This is a genomic window from Pseudomonas sp. ES3-33 (genome assembly GCF_000952175.1).
Classification (GTDB): domain Bacteria; phylum Pseudomonadota; class Gammaproteobacteria; order Pseudomonadales; family Pseudomonadaceae; genus Aquipseudomonas; species Aquipseudomonas gregormendelii.
Map to the genome: position 1 here is coordinate 14726 of NZ_JZRI01000058.1, position 16502 is coordinate 31227.

The window sequence follows — 16502 nt, forward strand, 5'->3', positions numbered from 1 at the left end:
TGTGGGGGATATTGACCGCTCGTCGCAGAGAATCAACCGACAGCCCGTTTCGCGGTTTCACAGATCGCCGCACACGGAAATCAATCGCACATAGTCCCCCTAAAATGAAAATGGGGATAGTCATTTGCAAAGGAGCCATCTAGGGTAAGCCTTTTCCAGACTGCACTTGCAGATGGGCCTTCGATCTGTAAAGGAAACCGACCATGCGCCTCGCTGCCCTACCGCTGTTGCTCGCCCCTCTCCTGCTGAGCCCGCACGCCATGGCTGCGGCCCTGAGCGTCTGCACCGAGGCCAGCCCTGAAGGGTTCGACGTGGTGCAATACAACTCGCTGACCACCACCAATGCATCAGCCGATGTGCTGATGAATCGCCTGGTGGACTTCGATACGGCCAGCGGCAAAGTGGTTGCGGGCCTTGCCGACAGCTGGGAAGTTTCTGCGGACGGCCTGAGCTACGTGTTCAAATTGCATCCTCAGGTGAAATTCCACCGCACCGACTATTTCACGCCCACCCGCGAGCTGACTGCCGAAGATGTGAAGTTCAGTTTCGATCGCATGCTGGACCCGGCAAACCCTTGGCACAAAGTGGCGCAGAGCGGCTTCCCGCATGCACAGTCGATGCAACTGCCGGCGCTGATCAAGAAGATCGATGCGCTGGACCCGCTTACAGTGCGCTTCACCCTCGACCACCCGGATTCGACCTTCCTGCCGACCCTGAGCATGGGCTTCGCTTCGATCTATTCCGCCGAGTACGCGGACAAGCTGATGAAAGCCGGCACGCCGGAGAAGCTCAACAGTCAGCCTATCGGCAGCGGCCCGTTCGTCTTCACGCGCTTCCAGAAAGACGCCTCGATTCGCTACAAGGCCAACCCGGATTACTTCCGTGGCAAGCCCTCGGTTGATCCGCTGATATTTGCCATCACCCCGGACGCCAACGTTCGCCTGCAGAAGCTGCGCCGCAACGAGTGCCAGATCGCCCTGTCACCCAAACCGCTGGACGTACAGGCCGCGCTGAAAGAGCCGGACGTTAAAGTGGAAAAGACCGACGCCTTCATGACGGCATTCGTCGCCATCAACAGCCAGCATCCGCCGCTGGACAAGGTTGAAGTGCGCCAGGCGATCAACCTCGCCTTCGACAAGGCCAATTACGTCAAGGCGGTGTTCGAAGACACGGCCGAACCCGCCGCCGGGCCCTACCCGCCTAATACCTGGAGTTACGCCAAAGGCTTGCCGGGCTACGCCCACGACATTGCGAAGGCCAAGGCATTGATGGCCAAGGCCGGGCTCAAGGACGGCTTCCAGACCACCATCTGGACCCGCCCTTCCGGCAGCCTGCTGAACCCCAACCCAAGTCTCGGCGCGCAGATGCTGCAGTCGGACCTGGCGGAAATTGGCATCCAGGCCGAGATTCGCGTGATCGAGTGGGGCGAGGTCATCCGCCGCGCCAAGGCGGGCGAGCATGACCTGCTGTTCATGGGTTGGGCGGGTGACAACGGCGATCCGGACAACTTCCTGACGCCGCAGTTTTCCTGCGCGGCGGTCAAGTCCGGCACCAACTTCGCCCGTTACTGCAACCAGGACCTGGACAAACTGATCAGCGCTGGCAAGACCACGTCCGAGCAGGGTGTGCGCACCAAGCTGTATGAGCAGGCCCAGGCGCAAATCCAGCAACAGGCCCTCTGGCTGCCACTGGCGCACCCCACCGCCTTTGCCTTGCTGCGCAAGAACGTCGAGGGGTATTCGGTGAGCCCGTTTGGTCGCCAGGATTATTCGAAGGTAAGCGTGAAGTAACCGCACCACCGCACACCCTCTGGGAACTGGCTTGCCAGCGATGGCGGTGGATCAGGCATGAATTCGCTGACTGAACTGACGCTATCGCTGGCAAGCCAGCTCGCACTGGCTTTAGCGCCACTACATCCACCCGTACTCGGCCATCGACAACGGATCCCCATCGCCCACGATGAAATGATCGAGTATGCGCACATCAATCAGCTGCAGGGCCTCCTGCAGCCGCTTGGTCAGCTGGCGGTCCGCCTGGCTGGGGGCGGCGTTGCCCGAGGGATGGTTGTGGCACAGGATGAGCGCGGCGGCATTGTTGGCCAGTGCGCGCTTGACCACCTCACGGGGATGGACGGCGGTACTGTCGATGGAGCCGCGAAACAACGCCTCGAAGGCCAGTACCTGATGCCGCGAGTCCAAAAACAGGCAACCGAACACTTCCTGTTGCTCGTGGCGCAGCATCGATTTCAGATAATCGCGAACGGCCTGGGGGTTTTCCAGCGCCGAACGCACACGCAACCGTTCCGCCAGATGCCGCCGGTTCATTTCCTGCACCGCCTGCAGTTGCGCAAATTTTGCCGGCCCCAGCCCCAATTCCGCACTGAACGCCGGCTGATCGGCCTCCAGTAACGCCCGCAGGCTGCCAAACTTGCCCAACAGGTGACGCGCGAGGTCCACGGCGCTTTTGCCCGCTGCACCTGTTCTCAAAAATATGGCCAGCAACTCTGCATCCGAAAGACTCGCCGAGCCCTGCTCAAGCAGCTTTTCCCGGGGTCGCTCGGCCGCCGGCCAATCACGAATACTCATAGCACCTCCCTGTCTGTGGGCGCCGCTGTTCCATAGCGGTCGCTGTGATATCTTAGCCCATCTTTTTTGCGGGCGAATTCATCCCTGGGGAGGGGGTTTCGCCATGCAGTCACCAACGAATTGAAAGGCTGACCTATGCAGCGGCTGTATCGGAAACGCATTGTTCTGGGCGTCGGCGGCGGCATCGCTGCCTACAAGAGCGCCGAACTGGTTCGCCGACTGATCGACCAGGGCGCCGAAGTGCGCGTGGTCATGACCCGTGGTGGCAGTGAGTTCATCACACCGTTGACCATGCAGGCCCTGTCCGGCCATCCGGTGCACCTGGATCTGCTGGACCCCGCAGCCGAAGCGGCGATGGGCCACATCGAACTGGCCAAATGGGCCGACCTGGTGCTGATCGCACCCGCCACGGCGGACCTGATCGCGCGCCTGGCCCAGGGCACTGCCGATGATTTGCTGACCACACTGGTGCTGGCCACCGACGCTGTGGTGGCCGTTGCCCCGGCCATGAACCAGGCCATGTGGCGTGACCCTGCGACCCAGAGCAACCTGCGACTTCTGGAAAGCCGCGACCTGAAAGTCTTCGGCCCCGCCTCGGGCAGCCAGGCCTGTGGCGACGTCGGCATGGGACGGATGCTCGAAGCCAACGACCTCGTACAGTGCGCGGCGGACTGCTTCCAGCGCCAGGCATTGACCGGCAAGCACGTGCTGATTACCGCTGGCCCGACTCAGGAAAACATCGACCCGGTGCGCTACATCACCAACCACAGCTCGGGCAAAATGGGCTTTGCACTGGCTGAAGCGGCCGTCGAAGCGGGGGCTCGGGTGACCCTGATCACCGGCCCGGTGCACCTGCCAACCCCCGATCGCGTGACCCGAATCGATGTGGTCAGCGCCCGCGACATGCTCGCGGCCTGTGAAGCGGCGATCCCCTGCGACCTGTTCATCGCCTCGGCAGCAGTAGCGGACTACCGACCCGAGGTCGTCGCACCACAAAAACTTAAGAAAGATCCTACGAGCGGCGACGGTTTGTTACTACAAATGGTGCGCAACCCAGACATTCTGGCCTCGATTGCCACCCGCCCCGATCGACCTTTCAGTGTCGGTTTCGCCGCCGAGACCGAACACCTGCTCGATTACGCAGCGCGCAAACTCAAGGACAAGAACCTCGATTTGATCGTCGCCAACGACGTTGCGAACCCGAGCATCGGTTTCAACAGCGAAGAAAACGCCTGCAGCGTGATCGATCGCGAGCTCCACGCCACACTTTTCGCCCAGACCAGCAAGAGCAAGATTGCTCGTCAGCTGATCACTTTTATCGCCGAACGTCTGAACCAGGTTTAATTTACATGCACGCTTTGCAAGCCAAGATCCTCGACCCCCGCATCGGTACCGAATTTCCGCTGCCGCAGTACGCCACACCAGGCTCCGCCGGCCTGGACCTGCGCGCCATGCTGGAACAGGACACCGTCATCAAGCCGGGCGAAACCCTCCTGATCCCTACTGGCCTGTCCGTCTATATCGGCGATCCGGGCCTCGCGGCACTGATTCTGCCGCGCTCCGGCCTGGGCCATAAGCACGGCATCGTGCTCGGCAATCTGGTCGGTCTGATCGACTCCGACTACCAGGGCCCCCTGATGGTGTCCTGCTGGAACCGCGGCCAGACCGATTTCAACATGGTGGTCGGCGAACGCCTGGCCCAGTTGGTTCTGGTGCCCGTGGTTCAGGCGCACTTCGAAATGGTTGAAGAATTCGTGGAAACCGAACGCGGCGCTGGCGGATTTGGCCATACCGGTACCCGTTGATCGAATGACGCCACATCCCCGTAGGAGCTGCCCCAGGCTGCGATCTCTTGATCTCAAGGACCACGCAGCCTGCGGTAGCTCCTACGGTACAGCGTTCTGACGCCAGTATCGGCGCAACAGATCGCTCAGAAAACCAAGGCAATGGACGGCCAAAAGCTCACTGAAATCGCTGGCATGGCCTTTTCGCACCACGAACTCTCTGTGGAAAACGCCGTCATACCCTTCAGTTTGAACCGGCCAACGAATATTTCGCAGGCCAGTCCAGCCACTTTCGAGATGGAGCATTCCTACAGATGAGCACCCCAGCCCAAGTCGCACCGAAATTCCCCGACAGCATTTTCCGCGCCTACGACATTCGCGGCACTGTCCCGGAATTTCTCAACGCTGAGACCGCTTATTGGCTCGGTCGCGCCATCGGAGCCCAGAGCCTGGCGCAAAACGAGCCCAATGTTTCGGTCGGCCGTGATGGGCGCCTGTCGGGCCCGGAGTTGGTCGAACAATTGATCAAGGGCCTGGCTGACAGCGGCTGCCACGTCAGCGACGTAGGCCTGGTACCGACGCCTGCGCTGTACTACGCAGCCAACGTACTGGCTGGCAAATCCGGGGTAATGCTGACGGGGAGCCATAACCCGTCGAACTACAACGGCTTCAAGATCGTCATCGCCGGCGATACCCTGGCCAACGAGCAAATCCAGGCCCTGCATGACCGCCTCAAGACCAACAATCTGACCAGCGGCAAAGGCAGCATCACCCAGGTCGAAATTCTCGATCGCTACAACACCGAAATCGTCCAGGACATCAAGCTGGCCCGCCGCCTGAAAGTTGTTGTGGACTGCGGTAATGGCGCCGCTGGCGTGATCGCCCCGCAACTGATCGAAGCGTTGAACTGCGAAGTGATCCCGCTGTTCTGCGAAGTAGACGGCAATTTCCCGAACCACCACCCGGACCCGGGCAAGCCTGAAAACCTCGTAGACCTGATCGCCAAGGTCAAGGAAACCAACGCCGACCTGGGCCTGGCTTTCGATGGCGATGGCGACCGCGTTGGCGTAGTGACCAACACCGGCAGCATCGTCTATCCGGACCGCCTGCTGATGCTGTTTGCCCGCGACGTGCTGGAGCGCAACCCGGACGCCGAGATCATCTTCGACGTCAAATGCACCCGTCGCCTGACCCCGCTGATCAAGGAATATGGCGGTCGTCCGTTAATGTGGAAGACCGGTCATTCGTTGATCAAAAAGAAAATGAAACAAACCGGCGCCCTGTTGGCCGGTGAAATGAGCGGGCACATCTTCTTCAAGGAGCGCTGGTTCGGCTTTGACGACGGCATCTACAGCGCCGCGCGTCTGCTGGAGATCCTCAGCAAGGAAAAATCCACGGCGGAAGAGCTGTTCGCGACCTTCCCGAACGATATTTCCACGCCTGAAATCAATATCCATGTGACCGAAGAGAGCAAATTCAGCATCATTGATGCATTGCACGACGCGAAGTGGGGTGAAGGCGCCGACCTGACCACCATCGACGGCGTGCGAGTCGACTACGCCAAAGGCTGGGGCCTGGTGCGCGCATCCAATACCACACCGGTGCTGGTGCTGCGCTTCGAGGCCGATGACGAGGCTGAACTGCAGCGCATCAAGGACGTATTCAAAGTCCAACTGAAGCGTGTTGCACCTGATCTCCAACTACCGTTTTGATTTATTGAAGCGCCATTTATCGAAGTGCCGGAGCCCTGAATGACCCTCGAACGCGAAGCCGCCGCCAATACCGCCAAGGTCCTGTCCGAAGCGCTGCCTTACATCCGCCGCTATGTCGGCAAGACGCTGGTGATCAAATACGGCGGCAACGCGATGGAGAGCGAGGAGCTGAAAACCGGCTTCGCCCGCGACATCGTGCTGATGAAAGCCGTAGGTATCAACCCGGTGGTCGTACATGGCGGCGGCCCGCAAATCGGCGATCTGCTCAAGCGTCTGTCGATCGAGAGCCACTTCATCGATGGCATGCGCGTGACCGACGCGCAAACCATGGACGTGGTGGAGATGGTCCTCGGCGGGCAGGTCAACAAGGACATCGTCAATCTGATCAACCGTCATGGCGGCAGCGCTATCGGCCTGACCGGTAAAGACGCCGAGCTGATTCGTGCGAAGAAACTCACCGTCACCCGCCAGACGCCGGAAATGACCCAACCGGAAATCATCGATATCGGCCAGGTAGGCGAAGTCGTCGGGATTAACACCGACTTGCTGAACCTGCTGGTCAAAGGCGATTTCATCCCGGTGATCGCCCCTATCGGCGTCGGTGCCAACGGCGAGTCTTACAACATCAACGCTGACCTGGTGGCCGGCAAGGTGGCCGAAGCGCTGAAGGCCGAGAAGCTGATGCTGCTGACCAACATCGCGGGCCTGATGGATAAATCGGGCACGGTCCTCACCGGCCTGACAACCCAACAGGTCGACGAGCTGATCGCGGACGGCACGATCTACGGTGGCATGCTGCCGAAGATTCGCTGTGCGCTGGAAGCAGTCCAGGGCGGGGTCGGCAGTTCGCTGATCATCGACGGCCGGGTGCCGAATGCCATCCTGCTGGAGATCTTCACCGATACTGGCGTGGGCACTCTGATCAGTAATCGCAAGCGTCCGTAAGCGATAGCACACACAAAAAGACCCCGCTCGGCCTGGCTGAGCGGGGTCTTTTTTTGCCTGCAATCCCTGCTGGAATTTGTCGAACCCTCTGTAGGAACTGCGCTATACGCCGAATTGGGCGCGGTACGCTTCAACGGCTGGCAAATGCTGCTTGAGCTGCGGGTCGTCCGCCAAAAACTCCAGCACCTGGTTCAGCGAAACGATGCTGATCACCGCAATACCGAAGTCACGCTCAACTTCCTGAATCGCTGACAACTCACCATTGCCCCGCTCCTGACGGTTCAGCGCAATCAATACGCCGGCCGCCTTGGCACCGTCCTGGGAAGCGATGATCTGCATCACTTCGCGGATCGCGGTGCCTGCGGTGATCACGTCGTCGATGATCAGCACTTCGCCCGTCAATGGCGCGCCGACCAGGCTACCGCCTTCGCCGTGAGCCTTGGCTTCCTTGCGGTTAAAGCACCATGGCAGGTCACGGTCATGGTGCTCGGCCAGGGCCACGGCAGTCGTGGCCGCCAAAGGGATGCCCTTGTAGGCCGGACCGAACAGCACGTCGAACGAAATGCCGCTCTCGATGATGGCCGCCGCATAGAAACGACCCAGCTGCGCCAGGGCCGAACCCGAATTGAACAGGCCGGCATTGAAGAAGTAAGGACTGGTGCGCCCGGACTTCAGGGTGAACTCGCCGAAGCGCAAAACGCCGCGATCGATGGCAAAACGAATGAAATCGCGCTGATACGCTTGCATGAAAAAAACCCCAAATACCACGGATTTAGCTAATTAGGTTGACGCCGTGTATCATACACGCACGCGATTTTTGGGGCCATTTATGCGGATCATCAGTGTGAACGTCAATGGTATTCAGGCTGCAGTGGAGCGAGGGTTGCTCAGTTGGCTGCAAGCACAGAATGCCGACGTCATCTGCCTGCAGGACACCCGCGCCTCCGCCTTTGAACTGGACGATCCAGCCTTCCAACTGGATGGCTACTTCCTTTATGCCTGCGAAGCCGAAGTTCCCGCCCAGGGTGGCGTGGCTTTGTATTCGCGGTTGCAGCCGAAGGCAGTCATCAGCGGTCTCGGTTTCGAGACAGCCGACCGCTACGGGCGCTACCTGCAAGCCGATTTCGACAAGGTCAGCATCGCGACCTTGCTGCTCCCTTCGGGGCAGAACGGCGATGAAGACTTGAACCAGAAGTTCAAGCTAATGGACGATTTCGCCCGTTATCTGGATAAACAGCGGCGCAAACGTCGCGAGTACATTTATTGTGGCTCGCTGTACGTGGCGCAACAAAAGCTGGATATCAAGAACTGGCGCGACAGCCAGCAATCCCCGGGTTTCCTGGCGCCTGAGCGTGCCTGGATGGACGAGATTGTCGGTAACATGGGTTATGTCGACGCCCTGCGCGAAGTCAGCCGCGAAGGCGACCAGTACAGCTGGTGGCCGGACAACGAACAAGCTGAAATGCTCAACCTCGGCTGGCGTTTCGACTACCAACTGCTGACCCCGGGCCTACGCCGCTTCGTACGCAGCGCACGCCTGCCGCGTCAGCCACGGTTCTCGCAGCACGCACCGCTGATCGTGGACTACGACTGGACGCTGACTATCTAGGCGTCGTTTCGCAGACACAAAAAAGCCGACAGCGATGTCGGCTTTTTTGTGCGCAATGATTTTCAATGTGGGAGCTGTGTTGATCGTTATTTGATCAAGCGCCAGGTAAACGGATACCGGTAAGGCAGCCCTTCATTGGCTTTGACGCCAGCAATGATCGTCAGCACCAAGGCACCGATTGCCACCAGCCCCAACAGGAAGAACCCGACAATCACCACCATCAACAGGAAACAGATAGCCGATGCAATGGCGACGGTGATCTGGAAGTTCAGCGCCTCCTTGCCCTGCGCATCGACGAACGGGTCCATTTCACGCTTCATCTGCCAAAGAATCAGCGGGCCGATGAGCGTGCCAAATGGAATCCATATCCCCAGCAGGGCGGACAGGTGACAAAACATCGCCCATTGCCGAACTTCCTTGCTCGGGACGGGAAGCAGCTGTTGTTCGTCACTCATGACGTCCTCCTTGCTGGGAACGGGTCCGATCAGTCGGCCAGTGCAGCTTTCTGCAGTTCGAAAATTTCGGTCATGCCTTTCTTCGCCAGTTCCAGCATAGCGTTCAACTCTTCTGGCTGGAATGGCGCGCCTTCAGCAGTGCCCTGCACCTCGATGAAGCCACCGGTGCTGGTCATTACCACGTTCAGGTCGGTCTCGGCAGCCGAGTCTTCCAGGTAGTCGAGGTCGAGCACAGGCTCGCCCTGGTACATGCCAACCGAAACGGCAGCGATCATCTGCTTGAGCGGGTCGCCACCCTTGAGGCCGCCGCGTTTCTTGATGACTTTCAGGGCATCGACCAGCGCGACCATAGCGCCGGTGATGGAGGCGGTGCGAGTGCCACCGTCGGCCTGGATGACGTCGCAATCGACGTACAGGGTCACGTCGCCCAGCTTGGACATGTCCAGCGAAGCGCGCAGCGAGCGACCGATCAGACGCTGGATCTCCAGGGTGCGACCGCCTTGTTTGCCGCGGCTCGCTTCACGCTGGTTACGTTCGCCAGTGGCCCGTGGCAGCATGCCGTATTCGGCGGTCAGCCAGCCTTGGCCCTGACCCTTGAGGAAGCGCGGCACGCCGTTTTCGACGCTGACCGTGCAGATGACCTTGGTATCACCAAACTCGACCAGCACAGAACCCTCGGCGTGTTTGGTGTAGTTGCGGGTAATGCGGATCGAGCGGAGCTGATCGGCAGCGCGACCACTTGGACGTTTCATAGGGAATACCTGTACTGGGGACGGAAAACTGCCGAGCATTATAGAGCCGTGCGCCGGGCGTGGGCACTTCTAAAAAATCCGCCCGACGATTGAGGCACTGACTCAAGCTTAGAACAGTGCTTTACCGACGGCCTGCAGCTCTTTGTCACGCGGTGTGTTTGGGCGCATACGCCCCACTGCGCTACAATCCTGCGCCTTTGCTGCCTGTCGGCTTAAATTCATAGATAGCGGGTCCTGGGTAATGCTGGGATCTGCATTGCGAGGTACCTCCATGGTGCACAGCATGACCGCTTTCGCCCGCGTCGAAAAAGCCGGCACCCAGGGTACCCTGAGCTGGGAGCTGCGCTCGGTCAACAGCCGCTACCTGGAACCGCATCTGCGCCTGCCGGAGTCGTTCCGCGACCTCGAAGGTTCGGTCCGCGAGTCGCTGCGACAGGGCCTGTCCCGGGGCAAGCTGGAGTGCACCCTGCGCTTCACCGAAGAAAACACCGATAAACCCCTGCAAGTGGATCGCGAGCGCGCCGCCCAACTGGTTGCCGCCGCCGAGACCATCGCCGGCCTGATCAAGAATCCGGCGGCGCTGAACCCGCTGGAAGTGCTGGCCTGGCCCGGCGTGCTGGTGGGCAACGCGAACGACCCGCAAGCGTTGAACGCCGAGGCACTGGCGCTGTTCAACGAAGGCCTCAAGGAACTCAAGGCTGGCCGTGAGCGCGAAGGCGCGGAATTGGCACGCTTGATCAACGAACGCCTGAGCGCGATTGAAGGCGACGTCGTGACCCTGCGCGAACTGGTCCCGCAGATGCTCGCCACCCAGCGCCAGAAAGTCCTCGATCGCTTCGCCGACATGAAAGCCGAGATGGACCCTCAGCGCCTGGAGCAGGAAATGGTCATGCTCGCTCAAAAGAGCGACGTGGCCGAAGAACTGGACCGCTTGAGCACTCACATCATCGAAGTTCGCCGGGTGCTCAAATCCGGTGGCGCGGCCGGTCGGCGCCTGGACTTCCTGATGCAGGAACTCAACCGCGAGGCCAACACATTAGGCTCCAAGGCCTTCGACCCGCGCAGCACGCAGGCTGCGGTCAACCTCAAAGTGTTGATCGAGCAGATGCGCGAACAAGTGCAGAATATTGAGTAAGGCTACCCCTGACATGACCCACAGCACCGGCACCCTGTACATCATTTCCGCCCCTTCGGGCGCGGGCAAGAGCAGCCTGGTCAAGGCCCTCACCGACGCCGACCAGGCTATCCGCGTCTCCGTCTCCCACACCACCCGCGCCATGCGCCCGGGTGAAGTGGACGGCGTGAACTATCACTTCGTCTCGCGCGAAGCATTCGTGAAGATGGGTGAACATGGTGACTTCCTGGAGCGCGCCGAAGTGTTCGGCAATCTCTATGGCACCTCGCAGAGCCATCTGCAGCAAACCCTGGACGCAGGTCACGACCTGATTCTGGAGATCGACTGGCAAGGCGCCGAACAAGTGCGCAAATTGATGCCCCAGGCGCGCTCGATCTTCATCCTGCCGCCCTCCCTGGAGGCCTTGCACCAGCGCCTGACCAATCGCGGCCAGGACAGTGACGAGATCATTGATGGGCGGATGCGTGAAGCCGTCAGCGAGATGAGCCACTACGTGGAATATGACTACCTCATCATTAACGACAATTTCGCCCATGCGCTGGACGATTTGAAAGCGATTTTCCGTGCCAACCAGCTGCATCAGAAGCGTCAGCAGCAGCGCAATGGAAAACTTTTGGCCGAATTGCTCGGCTAAACAGCTCTTCCCAAAACCGCTGCGGGGGCTTTACATTGGCACTTGCAGCGCGTTGAAGAGCTTGGTCAAAAAATCAGCGCTTCCCTAAACGCTGGTGATTTTTTAAACTGTTGAGTCCGCTCGCCCAACCGGGCAGCGCGCATATTGCATTCGCTCCGAGGAATACCATGGCCCGCGTAACCGTTGAAGACTGCCTGAACCACGTGGAAAACCGCTTTGAGCTGGTCATGCTGTCCACCAAGCGTGCCCGTCAACTGGCCACCGGCGGCAAAGAGCCTCTGGTCCAGTGGGAAAACGACAAGCCTACCGTTGTAGCCCTGCGTGAAATCGCGGAAGGCCTGATGAGCTACGAGTTCATTGCCAACGCTGAAATCGTCGAAGACGAACCGCTGTTCGCAGCGTTCGAGGACGAGTCCAACGAGGCCGTCTAAGCCTATGCCTGGTCGACGTAGCACGGCGCAGGGTCACAGCGAACGGCAGGAGTCATCATGCCGAGCATAGACGCCCTCGCCGATCGCTTATCGACCTATCTCGGCAAGGACCAGGTCAACCTGGTCCGCCGAGCGTATTTCTACGCCGAACAAGCCCACGACGGCCAACGCCGACGCAGTGGCGAGGCGTACGTCACGCACCCCCTCGCGGTGGCGAATATTCTTGCCGACATGCATATGGACCATCAGAGCCTGATGGCGGCCATGCTGCATGACGTGATCGAAGACACCGGTATTGCCAAGGAAGCGCTGCAAGCGCAGTTCGGCGAAACCGTGGCCGAACTGGTCGATGGGGTCAGCAAACTGACCCAGATGAACTTCGAGACCAAAGCTGAAGCCCAGGCGGAAAACTTCCAGAAGATGGCCATGGCCATGGCTCGGGACATCCGCGTCATCCTGGTCAAGCTGGCCGACCGCCTGCACAACATGCGCACGCTGGAAGTGCTGTCCGGCGAAAAACGCCGGCGCATCGCCAAGGAAACCCTGGAAATCTATGCACCCATTGCCAATCGGCTGGGCATGCACGCCATCCGCATAGAATTCGAAGATCTCGGCTTCAAGGCCATGCACCCGATGCGTTCTGCGCGGATCTACCAGGCGGTCAAGCGCGCCCGGGGCAATCGCAAGGAAATCGTCAACAAGATCGAAGAGTCGCTGAGCCATTGCCTGGCGATCGACGAGATTCAGGGCGAAGTCAGCGGCCGCCAGAAACACCTTTATGGCATCTACAAGAAAATGCGCGGCAAGCGTCGGGCCTTCAACGAGATCATGGACGTGTATGCGTTCCGGATCATCGTCGACAAGGTGGATACCTGCTACCGCGTGCTGGGTGCTGTTCATAATTTGTACAAACCGCTGCCTGGACGCTTCAAGGACTACATCGCGATTCCCAAGGCCAACGGTTATCAGTCGCTGCACACGACGCTGTTCGGCATGCATGGCGTACCAATCGAGATCCAGATCCGCACCCGCGAAATGGAAGAGATGGCCAACAACGGCATCGCTGCCCATTGGCTGTACAAATCCAGCGGCGACGAGCAGCCAAAAGGCACTCACGCCCGCGCGCGGCAGTGGGTCAAGGGCGTGCTGGAGATGCAGCAACGCGCCGGCAACTCGCTGGAATTCATCGAGAGCGTGAAGATCGACCTGTTCCCGGACGAGGTCTACGTGTTCACGCCCAAAGGCCGGATCATGGAGTTGCCCAAAGGCTCCACGGCGGTCGACTTCGCCTACGCGGTGCACACCGACGTGGGTAACAGCTGCATTGCCTGCCGGATCAATCGTCGTCTCGCACCGCTGTCCGAACCGCTGCAAAGCGGCTCCACGGTCGAGATCGTCAGTGCTCCCGGCGCTCGGCCGAATCCGGCGTGGCTCAATTTCGTGGTCACCGGCAAGGCGCGAACGCACATCCGCCATGCGCTGAAACTGCAACGCCGCTCCGAATCCATCAGCCTGGGCGAACGCCTGCTGAACAAGGTACTCAACGGCTTCGACAGCTCGCTGGAAAAAGTCCCGGCCGAACGGGTCAAGGCGATGCTCACCGAGTACCGTCTCGAACTGATCGAAGACCTGCTCGAAGACATCGGCCTGGGCAATCGCATGGCTTACGTAGTCGCCCGACGCCTGCTAGGCGAAGGCGAGCAATTGCCAAGCCCGGAAGGCCCGCTGGCGATTCGCGGCACCGAAGGCCTGGTACTCAGCTATGCCAAGTGCTGCACGCCGATCCCGGGCGACCCGATTGTCGGTCACCTTTCGGCGGGCAAAGGCATGGTCGTGCACCTGGACAACTGCCGCAACATCAGCGAAATCCGCCATAACCCGGAAAAATGCATCCAGCTTTCGTGGGCCAAGGATGTCACCGGGGAATTCAACGTCGAGCTGCGCGTCGAGCTGGAACACCAGCGCGGCCTGATCGCGCTGCTGGCCAGCAGCGTCAACGCGGCCGACGGCAATATCGAGAAAATCAGCATGGACGAACGCGATGGTCGCATCAGCGTGGTCCAACTGGTGGTCAGCGTTCACGACCGCGTGCACCTGGCCCGTGTGATCAAGAAACTGCGCGCATTGACCGGGGTGATTCGCATCACCCGCATGCGCGCCTAAGCCCACCTATTACAAGGAGTCATTCATGACCAAGACTGTTATCACCAGCGACAAGGCCCCGGCTGCCATCGGCACATACTCCCAGGCGATCAAGGCTGGCAACACCGTCTACATGTCGGGTCAAATTCCGCTGGACCCAAAAACCATGGAACTGGTTGAAGGCTTCGAAGCCCAGACCATCCAGGTATTCGAGAACCTGAAGTCTGTCGCTGAAGCAGCGGGCGGTTCGTTCAAGGACATCGTCAAGCTGAACATCTTCCTGACCGACCTGAGCCACTTTGCCAAGGTCAACGAGATCATGGGCAAGTACTTCGAGCAGCCTTACCCTGCCCGCGCCGCCATTGGCGTGGCCGCCCTGCCAAAGGGTTCGCAGGTTGAAATGGATGCCATTCTGGTCATCGAGTAATGCATCTGGCGCAGCCTCCCAAGGCTGCGCCGCTGATGTCGTAAAGATAGCGTTCTGAAAGGATTCCACCATGCGCCATGCGCTAGCCCTCTCGCTGGTCGCCCTGTTCCTGGGCGGATGTGCCAGCAACCCTGCCGATCGTGACATCAGCGGCACCTGGATCAATCAGGTGGCCATCGATGCAGCCGCCAAAGGCAGCCCATTACGTGAAGCGCTCCAGGCTTATGGCCCGAATCTGGAATGGGACGTTAACACCAGGGCCGCACAGGCTCGCTACACCAACGGTTTCGAGAACGTCGACGGCAAGTTGCTCGGCGAAGAGTCCGGCGCCTGGAAAGTCGATTTTTATGGCAGCTCTGCCAGCGAGCTCAAGCGTGACGGCAAGCAACTGAGCCAGGCCGCCAGCGACAATGAACCCGAGCAGGTCTTTGACCGCGCGGTGATCCCCGTGCCGGAAGGCGCACCGCTGGGCGCCAGTTTCGAGCGTGCGCTGTATACCGCCTACATGGGTGGCAGCTGGCAAGTCGTCAGTGGCCCAGGGGAAGGCAATACCGTGCAGTTCCAGGCCGATGGCCAAGTGGCCGGCCTGCCCGGCGCTGATCGCTACGCCCTTTGCCTGGCGGGTGATTGCGCGTCGATGAGCGGCGGCAACGACAACATGTGGCTGCAACAGAATGGCCAGGGCAACACCTGGATTTTTGCGCGCAAGGGCAAGGAAATGGAGATTTTCCAGGCCACCAACACTGCCAGGGAAGACGAGATGCCCCAGTTCACACCGGGCGAGCGCAAGTGGTTGCTCGAAAAGCAGTAACACCGCGAAACCTTGCAGGAGCCGGCTTGCTGGCGATAGCGTCCGTCCAGCCAATGAACCCATTGCCTGATCCAGCGCATTCGCCAGCAAGCCAGCTCCCACAAAGTCAGCAGCGACCCTCAAGAATCGCCGCATACCCCTCACGATAACTCGGGTACTTCGGCTCCCAGCCCAGAGCTTTCGCTCGCGCATTACTGCACCGCTTGCTCCCCGCCCGACGCACGCTCGCATCGTCGGCCCATTCGGTCACACCCAGATACTCGCGCAACCAGCCCACCACCTCGGCAAGCGGCGCCGGTGAGTCATCGACACCGATATAGATATCATCGAGCCCCACACCCTGCTGATCCTGTTCCAGCAGAAACGCCAGCAACCCCGCCGCATCGTCGGCGTGGATCCGGTTGCCATACAACGGCGGGTCGATCGCTACGCGATAGCCGCGACGAACCTGAGTCAGCAGCCACTCACGGCCCGGACCATAAATACCGGTCAGGCGCACGACACTCGCGGGAATGCCGCTCTGGAGCGCTACTTGCTCCGCCTCCAGCATCAGCCGGCCGGAATAACCGCCAGCCACGGTGGGTGACGTTTCGTCGACCCAGTCCCCGTCCTGCTGGCCATAAACACTGCTGCTGGAAACGAACAGCAGTCGATCAGGCACCTGTCCATAGTCGTCCAGCCAGCTCAGCACATTCTGCAAACCCTGCACGTAAGCAGCGCGGTAGCCCGCCTCATCGTGATCGGTGGCCGCGGCGCAATACACCAGGTAATCCACCGCACCAATCGGCCAGGTCGCCGGGCAGTCTTCGTTAAACAAGTCACCGGCCACGCCAATCACGCCCTCAGGCAAACGCGAAACATCCCGGCGCAGACCATGAACTTCCCAGCCGCGAGCCAGCAATTGCGTGGCCAGGCGGCTACCCACATCGCCGCAACCGGCAATCAAAACAGAAGGCGCGGACATCAGAAAACTCCTCTGGCAAAGGCACAGACTAGCGTCGGCAAAGGACGAGCGGCTAGTAATGCAGGAAAAAAAGATACTCTATTACTTTTGTTAACAAGAATTACTTGCAATAATAC

The 16502-nt window shown here is 60.0% G+C and carries 16 protein-coding genes and 1 pseudogene; 12 read left to right on the plus strand and 5 right to left on the minus strand.

Annotation, left to right across the window (positions count from 1 at the left end; genetic code table 11):
* Nucleotides 1–203 precede the first annotated feature (203 nt).
* A complete protein-coding gene (locus tag UB23_RS10110) occupies nt 204–1790 on the plus strand; it encodes an ABC transporter substrate-binding protein (protein ID WP_045059186.1) in 1587 nt (528 codons plus the stop codon).
* Nucleotides 1791–1910: 120 nt separating this feature from the next.
* Here the strand turns inward: UB23_RS10110 and radC are convergent, their stop codons facing one another.
* Nucleotides 1911–2585, minus strand: coding sequence for a RadC family protein (radC, locus tag UB23_RS10115; RefSeq protein ID WP_045059187.1), 675 nt, complete (start codon nt 2583–2585; stop codon nt 1911–1913).
* Between the two features lie 135 nt (nt 2586–2720).
* Here radC and coaBC point away from each other — a divergent pair, with 135 nt between their 5' ends.
* The 4 genes and pseudogenes from coaBC to argB all read left to right on the plus strand — a co-directional run bounded on the left by coaBC (nt 2721) and on the right by argB (nt 7026).
* Complete coding sequence (coaBC, locus tag UB23_RS10120; protein ID WP_045059188.1) at nt 2721–3929, plus strand: bifunctional phosphopantothenoylcysteine decarboxylase/phosphopantothenate--cysteine ligase CoaBC; 1209 nt, start codon at nt 2721–2723, stop codon at nt 3927–3929.
* Between the two features lie 5 nt (nt 3930–3934).
* Complete coding sequence (gene dut, locus UB23_RS10125) at nt 3935–4390, plus strand: dUTP diphosphatase (protein ID WP_045059189.1); 456 nt, start codon at nt 3935–3937, stop codon at nt 4388–4390.
* Nucleotides 4391–4704: 314 nt separating this feature from the next.
* Nucleotides 4705–6081, plus strand: a pseudogene (locus tag UB23_RS10130) (phosphomannomutase/phosphoglucomutase); the annotation flags it as partial.
* 39 nt (nt 6082–6120) lie between these two features.
* A complete protein-coding gene (gene argB / locus UB23_RS10135; RefSeq protein WP_045059191.1) occupies nt 6121–7026 on the plus strand; it encodes an acetylglutamate kinase in 906 nt (301 codons plus the stop codon).
* A 102-nt stretch (nt 7027–7128) separates the two neighbouring features.
* On the opposite strand, the gene pyrE is transcribed toward argB, so the two are convergent.
* Nucleotides 7129–7773 (minus strand): orotate phosphoribosyltransferase, encoded by a 645-nt coding sequence (gene pyrE / locus UB23_RS10140; protein WP_045059192.1) that lies wholly within the window; start codon nt 7771–7773, stop codon nt 7129–7131.
* An 82-nt stretch (nt 7774–7855) separates the two neighbouring features.
* Here pyrE and UB23_RS10145 point away from each other — a divergent pair, with 82 nt between their 5' ends.
* Entirely contained in the window at nt 7856–8635 is a 780-nt protein-coding gene (locus UB23_RS10145; RefSeq protein ID WP_007934608.1) for an exodeoxyribonuclease III, read from the plus strand.
* An 86-nt stretch (nt 8636–8721) separates the two neighbouring features.
* Here UB23_RS10145 and UB23_RS10150 read toward each other — a convergent pair whose 3' ends face one another.
* On the minus strand, nt 8722–9090 hold the full coding sequence (locus tag UB23_RS10150; RefSeq protein WP_045059193.1) for a DUF4870 domain-containing protein: 369 nt from the start codon (nt 9088–9090) through the stop codon (nt 8722–8724).
* A gap of 29 nt (nt 9091–9119) precedes the next feature.
* A complete protein-coding gene (rph, locus tag UB23_RS10155; RefSeq protein WP_010465211.1) occupies nt 9120–9842 on the minus strand; it encodes a ribonuclease PH in 723 nt (240 codons plus the stop codon).
* A 271-nt stretch (nt 9843–10113) separates the two neighbouring features.
* Here rph and UB23_RS10160 point away from each other — a divergent pair, with 271 nt between their 5' ends.
* The 6 genes from UB23_RS10160 to UB23_RS10185 all read left to right on the plus strand — a co-directional run bounded on the left by UB23_RS10160 (nt 10114) and on the right by UB23_RS10185 (nt 15422).
* Nucleotides 10114–10977, plus strand: coding sequence for a YicC/YloC family endoribonuclease (locus UB23_RS10160; RefSeq protein WP_045059194.1), 864 nt, complete (start codon nt 10114–10116; stop codon nt 10975–10977).
* A gap of 13 nt (nt 10978–10990) precedes the next feature.
* Nucleotides 10991–11611, plus strand: a complete 621-nt coding sequence (gene gmk / locus UB23_RS10165; protein ID WP_045059195.1) for a guanylate kinase — start codon at nt 10991–10993, stop codon at nt 11609–11611.
* Nucleotides 11612–11778: 167 nt separating this feature from the next.
* Nucleotides 11779–12042, plus strand: a complete 264-nt coding sequence (gene rpoZ / locus UB23_RS10170; RefSeq protein ID WP_007894670.1) for a DNA-directed RNA polymerase subunit omega — start codon at nt 11779–11781, stop codon at nt 12040–12042.
* 57 nt (nt 12043–12099) lie between these two features.
* Nucleotides 12100–14205, plus strand: a complete 2106-nt coding sequence (gene spoT, locus UB23_RS10175) for a bifunctional GTP diphosphokinase/guanosine-3',5'-bis pyrophosphate 3'-pyrophosphohydrolase (RefSeq protein WP_045059196.1) — start codon at nt 12100–12102, stop codon at nt 14203–14205.
* 25 nt (nt 14206–14230) lie between these two features.
* Nucleotides 14231–14611, plus strand: coding sequence for a RidA family protein (locus tag UB23_RS10180; RefSeq protein WP_003437778.1), 381 nt, complete (start codon nt 14231–14233; stop codon nt 14609–14611).
* A gap of 70 nt (nt 14612–14681) precedes the next feature.
* Nucleotides 14682–15422 (plus strand): hypothetical protein, encoded by a 741-nt coding sequence (locus UB23_RS10185; RefSeq protein ID WP_045059197.1) that lies wholly within the window; start codon nt 14682–14684, stop codon nt 15420–15422.
* 106 nt (nt 15423–15528) lie between these two features.
* On the opposite strand, the gene UB23_RS10190 is transcribed toward UB23_RS10185, so the two are convergent.
* Nucleotides 15529–16386, minus strand: coding sequence for an SDR family oxidoreductase (locus tag UB23_RS10190; protein ID WP_045059198.1), 858 nt, complete (start codon nt 16384–16386; stop codon nt 15529–15531).
* Nucleotides 16387–16502 lie beyond the last annotated feature (116 nt).

Coding starts and splice junctions, on each gene's coding strand:
- UB23_RS10110 (WP_045059186.1), top strand. CDS start 204: ATGCGCCTCGCTGCCCTACCGCTGTTGCTCGCCCCTCTCCTGCTGAGC.
- pyrE (WP_045059192.1), bottom strand. CDS start 7,773: ATGCAAGCGTATCAGCGCGATTTCATTCGTTTTGCCATCGATCGCGGC.
- rpoZ (WP_007894670.1), top strand. CDS start 11,779: ATGGCCCGCGTAACCGTTGAAGACTGCCTGAACCACGTGGAAAACCGC.
- UB23_RS10145 (WP_007934608.1), top strand. CDS start 7,856: ATGCGGATCATCAGTGTGAACGTCAATGGTATTCAGGCTGCAGTGGAG.
- UB23_RS10185 (WP_045059197.1), top strand. CDS start 14,682: ATGCGCCATGCGCTAGCCCTCTCGCTGGTCGCCCTGTTCCTGGGCGGA.
- argB (WP_045059191.1), top strand. CDS start 6,121: ATGACCCTCGAACGCGAAGCCGCCGCCAATACCGCCAAGGTCCTGTCC.
- UB23_RS10190 (WP_045059198.1), bottom strand. CDS start 16,386: ATGTCCGCGCCTTCTGTTTTGATTGCCGGTTGCGGCGATGTGGGTAGC.
- UB23_RS10150 (WP_045059193.1), bottom strand. CDS start 9,090: ATGAGTGACGAACAACAGCTGCTTCCCGTCCCGAGCAAGGAAGTTCGG.
- coaBC (WP_045059188.1), top strand. CDS start 2,721: ATGCAGCGGCTGTATCGGAAACGCATTGTTCTGGGCGTCGGCGGCGGC.
- radC (WP_045059187.1), bottom strand. CDS start 2,585: ATGAGTATTCGTGATTGGCCGGCGGCCGAGCGACCCCGGGAAAAGCTG.
- spoT (WP_045059196.1), top strand. CDS start 12,100: ATGCCGAGCATAGACGCCCTCGCCGATCGCTTATCGACCTATCTCGGC.
- rph (WP_010465211.1), bottom strand. CDS start 9,842: ATGAAACGTCCAAGTGGTCGCGCTGCCGATCAGCTCCGCTCGATCCGC.
- UB23_RS10180 (WP_003437778.1), top strand. CDS start 14,231: ATGACCAAGACTGTTATCACCAGCGACAAGGCCCCGGCTGCCATCGGC.
- gmk (WP_045059195.1), top strand. CDS start 10,991: ATGACCCACAGCACCGGCACCCTGTACATCATTTCCGCCCCTTCGGGC.
- UB23_RS10160 (WP_045059194.1), top strand. CDS start 10,114: ATGGTGCACAGCATGACCGCTTTCGCCCGCGTCGAAAAAGCCGGCACC.
- dut (WP_045059189.1), top strand. CDS start 3,935: ATGCACGCTTTGCAAGCCAAGATCCTCGACCCCCGCATCGGTACCGAA.